A 13835-nucleotide genomic window follows, 5' to 3' on the forward strand; every position below is an offset into this window, starting at 1 on the left:
GCCTGGCGATCTCATGGATCTCGATTTCTCTCCGCTGATCGACAGCTGGCAGTACCTGCTGGGCGGCCTGGGCGTCACGCTGCTGCTGTCGGTGCTCACCGCCGCCGGCGCGCTGGTGCTGGGCACCGCGCTGGGCCTGGGCCGCGTGTACGGCGCGGCCTGGCTGCGCATTCCCATCGTGTTCTACATCGACACCCAGCGCGCGATTCCGGTGCTGGTGATCCTGGTGTGGTTCTATTTCGCGGTGCCCATCCTCACGGGCATCAGCTTTCATCCGTTCTGGGCGGCGCTGATGGCGCTCACGCTGCACATCGCGGCCTACGTGGCCGAGATCGTGCGCGCGGGCATCGAGTCGATCCGGCCCGGCCAGGTGCGCGCGGCGCTCGCGCTGGGCATGTCGCGCGCGCAGATCGTGCGCAAGGTCGTGCTGCCGCAGGCGCTGGTGCGCATGCTGCCGGCCTTCGGCTCGATCCTCTCGATCACCATCAAGGACACGGCCATCGCCACCGTCATCGCCGTGCCCGAACTCATGAAGCGCGCCGAGACCATCGCGGGCCAGAGCTACCGGCCGATCGAGGTGTTCACGGTGGTGATGTGCATCTACTTCATCATCCTGTTCCCCGGAACACGGCTGATCGATGCGATCTACAAGCGCGTTGCGCACCTGGGGAGGTCGTGATGGGGCTGGACTGGAGCATCGTCTGGGACCACCGCTTCGACCTGCTGCACGGCGCGCTGCTCACGGTGCTGCTCACCGTGCTGACCATGGTGGTGGCCGTGCCGGCGGGCATCGTGCTCGCGCTGATGCGGCTGTCCAGATCAAGAGTGTTGTCGGGCGCGAGCCAGGCCTTCGTGGAGTTCTTTCGCAACCTGCCGTTGATCCTGGTCGTGTACTGGGCCTTCTACGTGATGCCGGTGCTGCTGCACATCGAGTTCTCGGCCTTCACCACGGGCCTGGTGGCGCTGTGCCTGAACGTGTCCGCCTACAACGCCGAGACCTTCCGCGCGGGCATCAACTCCATCCGCAAGGGCCAGACCGAGGCCGCCATCGCGGTCGGCATGAGCCGCTGGCAGGCCATGCGCAAGGTGGTGATCCCGCAGGCCTGGCGGCGCGTGCTGCCGGTGCTGGCGAGCACGTGGGTGTCGCTCTTCAAGGACACCTCGCTGGTGTCGGTGATCGCGGTGGGCGAGCTCGCGCACGTGGCGCTGCAGATCCGCTCGTCGAGTTTTCGCGTGCTGGAGATGCTCACGGCCATGGCCGCCATCTACTGGCTCATGGGCTATCCGCAGGCCAAGCTGGTGGACTGGGTACAGAAGAAATTCGAGGTCAAGGAATGATGAGCGAACGCAAATCGGCGGGCCAGGCGCCGGTCGTCGTGTACGACAACGTGCGCAAGCTGTACGGCGACTTCGTCGCGCTCGACGGCATCACGGTGCAGGTCAACAAGGGCGAGGTCATGTGCCTCATCGGCCCCTCGGGCTCGGGCAAGTCGACGCTGCTGCGCTGCACGAACGCGCTGGAAACCATCGACGGCGGCCGCGTGCTGATCGACGGCGTGCCGCTGCCCACCGACGAGCGCCAGGCGCGCAAGGTGCGCCAGCGCATGGGCATGGTGTTCCAGAACTTCGAGCTCTTTCCGCACAAGAACGCGCTGGACAACGTGGCCATCGGCCCGGTCACCGTGCTGGGCATGAGCGAGGCGAAGGCGCGCGAGCGCGCGATGAAGCTGCTCGAGAAGGTGGGCCTGGCCAACAAGGCGCTCAACTTTCCGAGCGGGCTTTCCGGCGGCCAGCAGCAGCGCGTGGCCATTGCGCGCGCGCTGGCCATGGAGCCCGAGGTGATGCTGTTCGACGAGCCCACCTCCGCGCTGGACCCCGAGACCATCGGCGAAGTGCTCAACGTGATGAAGAAGCTGGCCGACGAGGGCATGACCATGGTCGTGGTGACCCACGAGATGGCCTTCGCCCGCAGCGTGGCCGACTGGGTCGTGGTGTTCGACCACGGCAAGGTCGTCGAGCAGGGGCCGCCCCGGCAGATCTTCGAGGCGCCGCACGCCGAGCGCACGCGCGACTTTCTCGGCCATCTCGGCTGGCAAGGCTAGTCCTGGTCCTGGGCCGGGCCGAACTCCCACCCTCTTTCCTGAACCGCAACCCTCATGAAAATCACCAACGCCCGCATCATCGTCTGCAGCCCGGGCCGCAACTTCGTCACCCTCAAGATCGAGACCGACGAGGGCCTGACCGGCATCGGGGACGCCACGCTCAACGGGCGCGAGCTCTCGGTGGCGGCCTACCTCACCGAGCACGTCATTCCCTGCCTCATCGGCCGCGACGCGCACCAGATCGAGGACATCTGGCAGTACCTGTACAAGGGCGCCTACTGGCGCCGCGGCCCGGTGACGATGACCGCGATCGCCGCGGTCGACACGGCGCTGTGGGACCTGAAGGCCAAGGCCGCCAACATGCCGCTCTACCAGTTGCTCGGCGGCAAGAGCCGCACCGGCGTGATGGTGTACGGCCACGCCAACGGCCGCGACATCGAGGAGACCGTCGATGAAGTGCTGCGCTACAAGGAAGACGGCTACCTCGCGATCCGCGCGCAAAGCGGCGTGCCGGGCCTGGAGAAGGTCTACGGCGTGGGCGGCGGCACCATGTTCTACGAGCCGGCCGACGCCGACCTGCCGGGCGAGCACGACTGGTCCACGGCCAAGTACCTGGAGCACACGCCCAAACTCTTCGAGGCGGTGCGCAGCGCGGTCGGGCCCGACACTCACCTGCTGCACGACGTGCACCACCGGCTCACGCCCATCGAGGCGGCGCGGCTGGGCAAGGCGCTGGAGCCTTGTCGCATGTTCTGGATCGAGGACGCCACGCCGGCCGAGAACCAGGAGGCCTTCAAGCTGATCCGCCAGCACACCACCACGCCGCTGGCCGTGGGCGAAGTCTTCAACAGCATCTGGGACTGCAAGGACCTGATCCAGAACCAGCTGATCGACTTCATCCGCACCACCGTGGTCCACGCGGGCGGCATCACGCAGCTGCGCCGCATCGCGGACCTCGCCTCGCTCTACCAGGTGCGCACCGGTTGCCACGGCGCGACCGACCTGTCGCCGGTGTGCATGGGCGCGGCGCTGCACTTCGACCTGTGGGTGCCCAATTTCGGCGTGCAGGAGTACATGCGCCACACCGACGAGACCGATGCGGTGTTCCCGCACTCGTACACCTTCGCCAACGGCATGCTGCATCCGGGCGAAGCACCGGGCCACGGCGTGGACATCGACGAAGCGCTGGCCGCCAAGTACCCGTACCAGCGCGCCTACCTGCCGGTGAACCGGCTGCAGCACGACGGCACGCTCTGGAACTGGTGAGCATGGCGCGCCTGCATCCCGACACCCTGCCCCACCTTCCGCCGGACCTTCCGCCGGACCTTGCGCGGCCGCTGTACCCGCGCGCGTCGCTGCAGGCGGGCATCGTCCACCTGGGCGTGGGCGCGTTTCACCGCGCGCACATCGCGGTCGTCAACGAGGCGGCGCTGCATGCGAGCGGCGACCTGCGCTGGGGCACCGTCGGCGTGTCGCTGCGCGCCGGCGACACGCGCGATGCGCTGCGCCCGCAGGGCGGTCTCTACACGCTGGCGCTGCGCGATGCGGCCGAGGACGGCAGCCCGCGCGAGTCGCTGCAGGTCATCGGCAACCTGCTCGACGTGCTGGTCGCGCCGGAAGACCCGCAGGCCGTGCTCGAACGCATCGCCCATCCGGACACGCGCATCGTCAGCCTGACGATCACCGAGAAGGGATATCACCACGATCCGGCCACGGGCGCATTGCGGCTGGACGACGCCGACATCGCCCACGACCTTGCGCACCCCGAGGGGCCGCGCACGATGCCCGGCTTCGTTGCGCATGCGCTGAACCTGCGCCGCGGCCGCGGGCTCGCGCCGCTCACGCTGCTGTCCTGCGACAACCTGCCGGCCAACGGCGACACGACGCGGGGCATCGTGCTGGCATTCGCGCAGCAGGTGGACGCGGACCTCTGCGAATGGATCGAGGCGCACTGCACCTTTCCCAATTCGATGGTCGACCGCATCGTGCCGCGCACCACCGACGCGGACCGCGAACGCATCGCGGCGCGCCTTGGCGTGGAAGACGCGTGGCCGGTGATCGGCGAGCCCTTTCTCGAATGGGTGGTGGAAGACCGCTTCGCGAACGGCCGGCCCGACTGGACCGCGGGCGGCGCTCGCTTCGTCGAACACGCCGAGCCCTTCGAGCGCCTGAAGCTGCGCATGGTCAACGGCAGCCATTCGGCGCTCGCTTATCTGGGCGCGATGGCCGGGCTTCGCACGGTGGACCGCGCGATGGCCGAGCCGGCGCTGCGCAGCTACATCGACGCGCTGATGCGCGAAGAGATCGCGCCGACGCTGCCCGAGATGCAGGGCATCGACCTGGACGGCTATCGCGCGCGGCTGCTGCAGCGCTTTGCGAATCCGGCGTTGCAGCACCAGACGAAACAGATCGCGATGGACGGCTCGCAGAAACTGCCGCAGCGCCTGCTCGGCACGGTGCGCGACCGGCTGCGCGCCGGGCAACCCATCGACCGCCTCGCGCTGGCGGTGGCGGCATGGATCCATTACCTGCGCGGTGTCGATGAAACCGGCGCGCCGCACGAGATCCAGGACCCGCTGGCCGGCGCATTGGCGGCACGGCGCGCGCAGGCCGGCACAGCCCGCTCAGTGCACGACCGCGTCGCGTTTTTCACCGGCTTTGCGCCGGTCTTCGGCGAGTTGGGTGGGGAGCCGCGTTTTGTTGCGGCAGTGGCGCATCAGGTGCAACGGCTCGAAGAGCGCGGTGTGATAGCCACGCTGGAGGCGATGCCCTGACGCCTCGCCCCGCGCGCCCGGCTGCCGGTCAGGGCGTTCCGAGCACCATCGTCCAGTAGTACGGATACGCGTTGCCCGCGCCACCGCGCACGCACGCGAGCGCCACATGCTTGTAGTTCGCGCCCATCAGGTTGCGGCAGTGGCCTTCGCTGCCCTGCCACGAGTTCATGGCCGAGGCGACGCTGTTCTGCCCGGCCGCGATGTTCTCGCCGACGCCCGACCACTTGTAGCCCGCGTCGGTGGCACGGGTGCCCACGGTGCTGCCGTCCGAACCGGTGTGGTCGAAGAAGTTCTTGGCGACCATGTCGCGCGAATGGCGTGTCGCGGCCGCATCGAGTTGCGCGTTCCATGCCACAGGCGCGGCGGCCGGGAACGCGGTGGCGCCACAGGTCTGCGGCTGGCTGCGGAACTGGTTGACGCGGGTGATCGTGTCCTGCACGAAGTCCGGCAGGCCGCAGCTCTCCAGTGCGGTGGGGCCGGGCGCCGGCGCCGGATCAACGGCCGGTGCCGGCGCGGGAGCCGGCGCGGCCACGGGTGGAATGCCCAGGCCGACCGGCACTGCGCCGCCACCACCGCCACCCCCTCCCCCACCGCAGGATGCAAGCAGCACGATCGCGAGGGCGCTGAGGGTGCCGATGGCGGTGCAATGGAGTTTCGAACGCATGGTTTCCGGCGATCCTTGTGAAAGAAAAAAAGACAGAGACAACGGCCTCAGGCCCGGCGCATGGCCTTGAAACGATAGCGCCGGAACCCGTTCTTCTGCATGAAGCTGATGGGCTCCCAGCCGCGCGCGAGCGCCCGGTCGGTGATCTGCGCCATCTGCACGCCCAGGTAGTCCTGCAGATTGTCGGACACCGAGAGCTCGAACTCCCTGAGGCCGCGGTCCAGCGCGTCGATGGCCGCGATGGCGCCCTCGACGCTGGAGAAGGGGTGCATCGGCGTCAGGTCCGCACCGTGAACGCGCAGCGACGTCTTCCTGGCGCCCTCGGACGGAAAGGACACGCGCGTGCCGCCGTCCTGCCCGTTCAAGCCCTTCATCCCGTTCATTCCCTTCATGCCGCCCGCGTCGTTCATGCCATGAACCCCACGTTGCGCGGATAGACGATGCCGCTGGGCGCCGTCATGCCGAAGTTCTTGAGGTTCGGCAGGATGCCGTCGAGCTGGTCGTCGGGCACGCCGAACCAGCGCGCGAGCGTGCCCGCGTACTGGTCCACCGAGGTGGTGGGCAAAAGGCGCCCCTGCCCCACGTGCCACTGGTCGATGTCGGAGGCGGTGTTGGTGATGCTCACCGGCGGCGCCGTGCCGTACAGCGCCTTGCCCTTGACCGCGCCGCCGACCACCAGGTGGTGGCTGCCCCAGCCGTGGTCGGAGCCATTGCTGTTGCTCGAGAGCGTGCGGCCGAAGTCGGAGGCGGTGAACGCCGTGACCTTGTCGGCCACGCCGAGCACGCCCATCTGGTTGTGGAACGCGACCAGCGCATCGGACAGGTTCTTCATGAGCCCGGGCTGGCGCGCGATCAGGTCGTCGTGCAGGTCGAAGCCGCCCATCGAGACGAAGAACACCTGGCGCTTGACGCCCAGCGCAACGCGCCCGCGAATAAGGCGCGCGACCATCTTGAGCTGGTCGGCCAGGTTGTTCTGCTGCGGGAAGGTGCCGTTCGGGAAATCCGACTGGATCGCGTCGGTGATCTTTCCCTCGGCCGAGACCGCGCGTCGGATGACCTTGGTGTATTCGTTCTCCAGCGTGTGGCCGCTCTCGCGCTGCACGATCTGCTGCATCGCGGCCTTCACCGTGGCCGAGCCGAAGAGGTTGCCGCCGGTACCGCTCACCGCGCCGATGCGCACCGCGCCGCCCGTGCCCACCTGGTACTGCAACGCCTGGTCGCCCGAGAGGAACACCGCATTGCCCGCGACCGACATGCAGGTGAAGAGCGAGCCCCCGTTCGGTCCGAGCGCCAGGTCGCCCAGGTTGCCGCCCCAGCCGACGGTGGAGCCTTCGGGCGAAGACGATTGCCACACCGACTGCTGGTCGTTGTGCGAGAAGAGCTTGGGCGGAATCGGGAAGTCGCGGCGGTTGCTGCTGTTGTACTGCGCGCGCGTCAGCGGCTTGATGAGCGGGCCGACATTCAGCTGCACCGCCACCTTGCCCTGGTTGTTGAAGAGGTCGGCCAGCCCCGTCATCGACGGATGCAGCGCGTACGCACGGCCGCCGGGCAGCGCCTGCGTCGGCTTGAGTTCGGTCGCGGCGAGCGCGGCGCGCGCGATGGCGATGCCGCCGCCCGCCTCGCCGTCGCCGCCGCGGATCAGGCTGTACTGGCCGTAGCTGTCGGCGTCGTAGGTGACGACGGTGTTCGCGTAGTCGTTGCCGCCGAAGAGAAACACGCACACCAGCGCGCGGTAGTCGTCGCCGGGCGCGGCCTGCGCGGCGGCCTCGCCCATGGCGGCGAGGTTGAGCGCGAACGGCAGCGCCGTGCCGGCCATCGCGAGCTGGCCCGTGCGGCGGAGGAAGGCGCGGCGCGTGTGCCGCGCGGGGTCGATCAGGTACATGGAAAAACGCTCCGCTTTATTTCTGGACGAGGTATTCGGGCGACCCCATCACCAGGAGGATCGCGGCGCAGATGCGATTGAGCTTCGCGCCGTCGTTGCTCGCCGTCGTGACATTGGGCGTGGCGAGCGCGGTGGTGATGAGGGCGACGGTCGAGGGCAGCAGCTGGTTGCCGGTCAACAGCAGGTTGAGCCGCCGCACGAGCGCCGCGGGGTCGAACACCAGCGCCCGCTCGGCCGCGTAGCTGGCCATCACGTCCTTGCCGTTGAAGCCGTTCGGCAGCACGCCCTGCATGAAGTTCAGATACCCGCCCACGCTGCTTTCGTTGACCAGCTGGAACTCGGGCGCGACCAGCTTGTTGGCGGCGATGGCGGTGGACGGCGGCACGTAGCCGGGCCGGAAGAAGTTGAAGACCGAGGGCGAGCGCAGCGGGCTCTGGCCGAGGCCGAAGCTCGCGTCCGAGAGGATGCCGATCTTCCAGGCGTCGGTGGCCGAGGCGATGCCGCAGGTGCGGCCCCATTGCACGAAGCGCAGCATGGGCTCGCGCAGGCGCCCGAAGTTCGGGTCCGCAAGGCCAGCCGGGCTGCGCGCGTCGTCGTCCAGCAGGATGGCCGCGAACACGCTCTTCATGTCGCCGCGCACGCCCGCGCCGTTGTTGGCGAAGACATCGGCTACGCGCTTGACGTAGCCCGGGCTGGGGTTGCTGGTCACCAGCCGCTGGATCAGCTGCTTGCCGATGAAGGGGCCGACGTTGGGGTGGTTGAAGAGCGCGTCGAGCGCGATCTTCAGCGCCGCCGGGCCGGGCGTGCCGCCGGGCACGGTGGTGCCGAGGAACTTGGCCTCCATCGTCGAATGGTTGGCGGCCACGTAGGCCATGGGGCGCGTGGTCCAGTCCTTGGTGTCGATGGGGCCGCCGCCGTTGGGCGGGGTGAAGCCGGTGCGCTCGGCGCCGCGGATGTCCAGCACGTAGCCGGTGAAGACGCGGGCGAGGTTCGTCACGTCGTCCTGCGTGTAGCTGTCCAGCGGCTGGCCGTCGGGGCCGGTCTTCACGGTGCCGTCGGCATTGAGCTGCGACAGGCCGATGGTCATGAGCTGCATGACTTCGCGCGCGTAGTTCTCGTCGGGCTGCCGGCCGCGGCCGTCTTCCTTCCGGTTGTCGCGGGTGTTCAGGTAGAAGCCCATCGCGGGGTTGAGCGTCACGTCTTCCAGCAGCGTGCGGAAGTTGCCGGTGACGCCGGCCACCAGCGTGTCGAAGTACTGGGCCATCATGGCGTGGGGCCAGTTCGAGCCGATCTCGTTGGCCGAGACCACGAAGATCTCGCTGAGCGCGAGCGCCATGCGCTTGCGCACCGGGTCGGCCGACGCCATCAGCTGGCGCCAGATGGCCGCGTCGATCGCAGCACTGTCCCAAGGCTTGCTGTCGAGCCACTCCCAGGCCGACTGCGCGCGCGGTGCGCCGAACTGCTCGCTGAGCCAGGGCAGGTAACCCTTGTTACGCACGTCGGCGATCTCCGCCTCCGAGGCCGAGAACTGGGCCTGCAGCAGGAAGCGCGCGGCCTCGTCGTCGGTCTTGGCCTGCGGGTAGCGGTAAGGGCCCTCGTCCGTTCCGGTGCCGGAGCCTGGCGGAGGAAAGCCGCCGGCGAATCCACCACCGCCACCGCCGCTTCCGCCGCCACCCCCACCGCAGGCCGCGAGCGCGGCTGCGATGGAGAACGTTGCCAGGGCCTTCAAGGGCACGGGCGCGGACGAGGTTTCGCCCGCGGCCGTGTCTGTTTTTGCCGGCGCATCGACGTACGCCAATTCGTCGGCCACGCTCGCGCAACCGGCTTCGATCCGTTCCACCATGATTCCTCGCTCCTGCGGCGTCCCGACGCCGGTAGCGCTCATCAAGGCAAGTGCCGTGCCCTGTGGATTTCGGTGGTGAGAACCTTTGACGACGGGGTCGTCAACCCAATATTTGTGACTTTATGTGACTTTTTCGTCACTTCAGAAACAAAATTGACAACTTCCAAGACCTATTTGGGCAAGTCTTAAGTTAACGCGGCTTGCAAGTTCTTTAGTCCCGCTCGTCGTCCCATTCGTCGCCATTCGGCGGGCGATAAGGATAGCCGGGACCGTAATAGATGCGTCCGGGCGGCGGGCTGTAGATGGGTGCTGGGCGGTAATAAACCGGCGGCGGTGGCCGGTAATAGACCGGGGGTGCGGGCTGGTAATAGATCGGTGCCGGGTAATAAACCGGCGGCGGCGCGTAATACGGCGCCGGATAACCACCGCCCACATAACCGGGCGTGCCGATCTGCACCGACCAATGGCCGCGCGCATTGGCGGCGCCCGCGGCGAGCAATGCGCCGGCAGCGATCGCGCCGAGGGTTGCACATTTGAAAACAGAAGGATGTCGTTTGAAATTCACAGCGGCTCCAGGGCCAGGGGCGAACGGCGCCCGGCTCGACAAGCAACGCCCGACGCAAGCCGCCGGTGCACTCAGGCGCCCTCAGGGACCCACTTCGCGGCGCGAGAGCATCACCTCGCCGCCGGTCGTGTTGAAGGCGATGGTCGGCGCGCTGAAGTCGCTCAGCGGCGCGCCCAGGCCGATTTCGCCGCGGCCGTGCAGCACGCACTCTTCGCGGCGCAAGGCGATCTCGGTGCTCGGCCCGCCGTTGCCGTGAAAACGCACCCAGGTGCCGTAGGTGCTGATGTCGATCAGCACGCAACTGCCCTGCCGCATCTCGATGCGCGCATGCAGCCGCGAGACGCGCGGGTCGTTGACCACGAACTGCGCGTCGTCCACGCGCCCCAGGTGGATCGGCAGTTCTTCGCTGCTGAACATGGAGCGCACATCGAGCCATGAGAGCTCGATCTGGCCGAACGAGGAGTCCGGCATCCGCAGCGGCGCGAGCGCGGCCGGCACAGTGAGAAAGGAGGTCACATCCTCCTGCCAGTCGATGCGGTGCACCACCGACATCTCGCTGCGTCCCCGGATGTTGATGAGCCCGAGGTCGCGGTGCTGCACCGCGCCTTCGCGCAGCTGCGAGATCACCGCGTCAGTGACCCAGATCTGCCCCGGCCCGGCCAGGTCGCTCAGCCGCGACGCGAGGTTGACGGCATCGCCGAAGCAATCGCCTTCGAGTTCCACCACCTCGCCGCTGGCCACGCCGATCTGCAGCGCCATGCGCAGCGGCGCGGGCCAGACCTGCAGGCGTTTCTGGTGGTAGCGCTGCAGTTCGATCACCGCGTGCGTGGCGGCCGCGCCGCTCGTGAAGATGGCGAACACGCCGTCGCCCAGCGACTTCACCACGCGGCCACCGTGCGCCTGGCAGACGCCGCCGATCCATTGGGTCAGGCGCGTCACCGTCTCGGTGGCTCGCGCATTTCCCATGGCTTCGAAGACCCGGGTGCTCCCCGTCAGGTCCGCGAAAACGACTGTGGCATTGACACCCATACTGTTCTGTATCTCGGTAGCGATCGCTGGTGGATTATGGTCAGGAAGCCTCGCGGACTCCTGCCGGTGTTTTATTTGACATATGCCCCATCACCGGCGCGTTGGAAGATGTAGTACTTTCGATATCAAATTTCAATACACGCTTTAAGTGATACGTAAAGTTTGTTGTTTGCAAACAAGAAACAATGTTTCACACCTTGTGTATTGGTTAACTGAAGCTTAAGGTAGCGGCCGTCCTGGCTTCCGGCAATACGCTATTCGTCACATGGTGCTCCTCCGCCGCATTTTTCGTCTGCTGAACGTGCCCGGTTTCGGATCCCGCCAGGCTGAAAGCCAATTGGGGCGAATTCGCACGGCCATGCTGTCGGTGCTCCAGGCCCATGGCGGCCATTCGATCCAGCGCGTGAGCCAGCGCGTGCGGTTCGCCACCGATGTCGAAGCCCTCTGGTACCTGCGCCAGGACGTGATGACCGCGCTGAGCGCCATCGACGGCGAATCCGCCGCGCGGCGCCAGATGAAGGGCATCAACAGCATGTTCAAGGGCGGCCTGCCCGGCTCGATGGGCCCGCGCGCCCATCAGCGTTTCACCAACAACGGCTGAAGGCGGCGCGGCCTCGGACGGCCTGCTCGCCCCTCTTTCCCACCGCTCATCGCTTATCGGCACCGCACTCAGTGCGCGTGGTCATGGTGATGGTCATGGTCGTGCGAAGGGGCATGCCGATGTCCCCACACGAGGAACACGTCGCGCCCTTCGGCCGCCATCGCCACCTTCGCGCCCACCGGCAGCAGCACCTTCGTCGGCACGTGGCCGAACGGCAGGCCCGTGAGCACCGGCACCTTCTTCAATGACGCGCGCAGCCGGTCGACCACCGTGTCCAGGCCAAAGCCGCGGTCGTACCCCGGCACCTTGCGGATGCCCGTGAACTGGCCGAACACGATCGCCTTTTGCCTGGCGAGCACGCCGGCCATCTTCAGTTGGTCGAGCATGCGTTCGATGCGGTAAGGGTGCTCGTTGGTGTCCTCGATGAAGAGGATGCCCTTGTCGACCGATGGAAAGTACGGCGTGCCCAGCAGGCTCGTCAGCACGCAGAGGTTGCCGCCCCAGAGCACCGCGTCTTCCACGGGCTTGAACTTCAGCTCGGCATCGCGCGCCGGCATGCGCCAGCCGGTGCCTTCGCCCTGCCCGCTCAACAGGTCGTCGAAGCAGGCTTCCATGATGTCGTCGGCGCCGGCCTCGGCGCCGAAGTCCTCGCCGACCGCGGGGCCCGACCAGGTGACGCCGCCGTTCTTGGCGAGCAGCGCGTTCTGCAGCGCGGTGAAGTCGCTGCAGCCGACGAACTCGGTGCCATGCTGGATCGCCTTGGCCACGGCCTTGTACGGAATCTGGTCGAGGATGCGCGTGAGCCCGTAGCCGCCGCGCGCGATGAGCGCGATGTGGGCGCCGCTCGCGGCGGCCCGGGAAATCGCGGCGAGCCGCGTGGCGTCGTCGCCCGCGAAACGTTGGTGAACGGAGAGCGCATCGGGGTCGATCTCGACCTCGTGGCCCAGGGCCTGGAGCCTCTTCACGCCGCGCCGGAAGGCGGCCTTGTCGCGGATCGCGCTGGAGGGAGAGTAGATGTAGATGTGTTTGGTCACGAGGTCGAGTATCCCATTGCGTTGCGCGCGAGCCGGGCAATCGCCAGCGCCTCTGCGCCGCCCGGGCCCGAGAACGAAGCGATCGGTCCGAGCGCTCGCAGCGCGGCTTCGTAGCCGCGGTCCGGATACGGCGCGCGCCATGCGTCCTTGATGCGCTCGCCGCCATCGGGCGCGACGATCGCGGCCACGAAACGATCGGCCGCCGCGTCTTGCAACAGCGATGCGATACCCGCAGCGGCGTTGCTGTGCACCAGCACCACCGACTGCGGCCGTGGCTGCACCTGGTCCAGCCATTCGATCAGCACGTCGCGGTGCCATTCGGGCTTGTGCGCGGCTTCGCGCTTGGGCTTGTCGCTCTTGCCGAAGCCGATGAGGTCGGGCACCAGCGTGCGCAGCCCCTGCGCGCCGACGAGACGACGGAAGAAGTAGCCCCATTCGCCGGGGCCGTGCAGGCAGAGGCAACAGGCCAATTGGCTGTCTTCTCCCGGCGCGCCCTCTTCGTCCACGTAGTGCATGCGCCAGCCTTGAAGGCTCGGCAGATCGTGCACGTAGTGCGGCGCAAAGGCGTAGTCACCGAGCGCCGCGAATCGATCGACCGGCGTGCGCAACGCATCGTCGCGCAGTGGCTCGGCCTGCTCGCGCGCCACACTGCGCCGCTGCTGGAAAAAGCCTTGCAGCACCTCAGCGCATTGCTCCGCGAGCACCCCGCCCTGCACCTGCGTGCGGTGGTTCAGCCGCGGCTCGGCAAAGAGATCGAGCACCGAGCCCGCCGCCCCGGTCTTCGGATCGGCCGCGCCGAACACCACCCGCGCGAGCCGCGAATGCAGCATCGCGCCCGCGCACATCGCACACGGCTCGAGCGTGACGAACAGCTCGCAGCCATCGAGCCGGTAGTTGCCCAGCGCGGCGGCACCGGCGCGCAGCGCGTTGATCTCCGCATGGGCGCTCGGGTCGTGCTGCGCCACGGGCGTGTTGCGGCCGGTCGCGATGACCTGGCCGTCCTTCACCAGCACCGCGCCGACCGGCACCTCGCCGGCCTCGGCCGCAAGACGCGCCTCGGCCAGCGCGAGCGCCATCCAGTGCGCGTCGTCCGGCTGCGAGGGCAACTCAGTTTTCATCCGGCATCTTGCGCGCCTGCGCCGCGGCGTCGAGCGCGTCCTTGACCTGTTGCTGGACCTGCTGGCTCTGCGTGCGGACATCGGCGGGTGCGTCACCCGGCGCGGGAGTCGCTGCGCCGGGCACTGAAGGCAAAGGCGCCGCCGCCGTCGTCAACTGCTTCTTCGCGATGAGCCCGACGATCACGAGCGCCAGCACGAGGCCGAGCAATCCGAATACGCGCAT

General features: G+C 67.9%; 15 protein-coding genes. 6 read left to right on the forward strand and 9 right to left on the reverse strand.

The genetic code is table 11. The features are described from left to right. Nucleotides 1–13: 13 nt before the first annotated feature. The 5 genes from JC881_RS01570 to JC881_RS01590 are packed head-to-tail and all read left to right on the forward strand — an operon-like array spanning nucleotide 14 to nucleotide 4876. The gene (locus JC881_RS01570; RefSeq protein ID WP_198783959.1) at nucleotides 14–679 is read left to right on the forward strand and encodes an amino acid ABC transporter permease; all 666 of its coding nucleotides are present in this window, start codon (nucleotides 14–16) and stop codon (nucleotides 677–679) included. Further along, nucleotides 679–1338: an amino acid ABC transporter permease gene (locus tag JC881_RS01575; RefSeq protein WP_198783960.1), complete on the forward strand. Its 660-nt coding sequence runs from the start codon at nucleotides 679–681 to the stop codon at nucleotides 1336–1338. The genes JC881_RS01570 and JC881_RS01575 overlap by 1 nt, the downstream gene beginning before the upstream one ends. After that, nucleotides 1338–2102 (forward strand): amino acid ABC transporter ATP-binding protein, encoded by a 765-nt coding sequence (locus JC881_RS01580; RefSeq protein ID WP_198783961.1) that lies wholly within the window; start codon nucleotides 1338–1340, stop codon nucleotides 2100–2102. Before JC881_RS01575 ends, JC881_RS01580 begins: the two co-directional genes overlap by 1 nt. Nucleotides 2103–2156: 54 nt before the next feature. Beyond that, nucleotides 2157–3368, forward strand: a complete 1212-nt coding sequence (gene manD / locus JC881_RS01585; protein ID WP_198783962.1) for a D-mannonate dehydratase ManD — start codon at nucleotides 2157–2159, stop codon at nucleotides 3366–3368. Between the two features lie 2 nt (nucleotides 3369–3370). Continuing rightward, nucleotides 3371–4876, forward strand: coding sequence for a mannitol dehydrogenase family protein (locus JC881_RS01590; RefSeq protein WP_198783963.1), 1506 nt, complete (start codon nucleotides 3371–3373; stop codon nucleotides 4874–4876). 28 nt (nucleotides 4877–4904) lie between these two features. On the opposite strand, the gene JC881_RS01595 is transcribed toward JC881_RS01590, so the two are convergent. The 6 genes from JC881_RS01595 to JC881_RS01620 form a co-directional block, all read right to left on the reverse strand. Beyond that, nucleotides 4905–5540: a CAP domain-containing protein gene (locus tag JC881_RS01595; protein ID WP_198783964.1), complete on the reverse strand. Its 636-nt coding sequence runs from the start codon at nucleotides 5538–5540 to the stop codon at nucleotides 4905–4907. 47 nt (nucleotides 5541–5587) lie between these two features. Continuing rightward, a complete protein-coding gene (locus JC881_RS01600; protein ID WP_198783965.1) occupies nucleotides 5588–5950 on the reverse strand; it encodes a hypothetical protein in 363 nt (120 codons plus the stop codon). After that, nucleotides 5947–7422 carry a DUF1501 domain-containing protein gene (locus tag JC881_RS01605; protein ID WP_198783966.1) on the reverse strand — a complete coding sequence of 492 codons (1476 nt, stop codon included), beginning with the start codon at nucleotides 7420–7422 and terminating at the stop codon, nucleotides 5947–5949. The genes JC881_RS01600 and JC881_RS01605 overlap by 4 nt, the downstream gene beginning before the upstream one ends. 16 nt (nucleotides 7423–7438) lie before the next feature. Beyond that, nucleotides 7439–9265 (reverse strand): DUF1800 domain-containing protein, encoded by a 1827-nt coding sequence (locus tag JC881_RS01610; protein WP_198783967.1) that lies wholly within the window; start codon nucleotides 9263–9265, stop codon nucleotides 7439–7441. A 211-nt stretch (nucleotides 9266–9476) separates the two neighbouring features. After that, on the reverse strand, nucleotides 9477–9830 hold the full coding sequence (locus JC881_RS01615) for a hypothetical protein (RefSeq protein ID WP_198783968.1): 354 nt from the start codon (nucleotides 9828–9830) through the stop codon (nucleotides 9477–9479). An 81-nt stretch (nucleotides 9831–9911) separates the two neighbouring features. Continuing rightward, the gene (locus tag JC881_RS01620) at nucleotides 9912–10859 is read right to left on the reverse strand and encodes an adenylate/guanylate cyclase domain-containing protein (RefSeq protein ID WP_093432461.1); all 948 of its coding nucleotides are present in this window, start codon (nucleotides 10857–10859) and stop codon (nucleotides 9912–9914) included. A 358-nt stretch (nucleotides 10860–11217) separates the two neighbouring features. Between JC881_RS01620 and JC881_RS01625 the strand changes: the two genes are divergently transcribed. Next, nucleotides 11218–11460 carry a hypothetical protein gene (locus JC881_RS01625; protein WP_233101480.1) on the forward strand — a complete coding sequence of 81 codons (243 nt, stop codon included), beginning with the start codon at nucleotides 11218–11220 and terminating at the stop codon, nucleotides 11458–11460. Between the two features lie 68 nt (nucleotides 11461–11528). Here JC881_RS01625 and JC881_RS01630 read toward each other — a convergent pair whose 3' ends face one another. The 3 genes from JC881_RS01630 to JC881_RS01640 are packed head-to-tail and all read right to left on the reverse strand — an operon-like array spanning nucleotide 11529 to nucleotide 13835. Further along, nucleotides 11529–12494 (reverse strand): LD-carboxypeptidase, encoded by a 966-nt coding sequence (locus JC881_RS01630; RefSeq protein ID WP_198783970.1) that lies wholly within the window; start codon nucleotides 12492–12494, stop codon nucleotides 11529–11531. Then, complete coding sequence (gene tadA / locus JC881_RS01635) at nucleotides 12491–13612, reverse strand: tRNA adenosine(34) deaminase TadA (RefSeq protein ID WP_198783971.1); 1122 nt, start codon at nucleotides 13610–13612, stop codon at nucleotides 12491–12493. The genes JC881_RS01630 and tadA overlap by 4 nt, the downstream gene beginning before the upstream one ends. Next, the gene (locus JC881_RS01640) at nucleotides 13602–13835 is read right to left on the reverse strand and encodes a hypothetical protein (protein WP_198783972.1); all 234 of its coding nucleotides are present in this window, start codon (nucleotides 13833–13835) and stop codon (nucleotides 13602–13604) included. Before JC881_RS01640 ends, tadA begins: the two co-directional genes overlap by 11 nt.

The sequence above is a fragment of the Variovorax sp. IB41 genome (assembly GCF_016405905.1).
Classification (GTDB): domain Bacteria; phylum Pseudomonadota; class Gammaproteobacteria; order Burkholderiales; family Burkholderiaceae_C; genus Variovorax.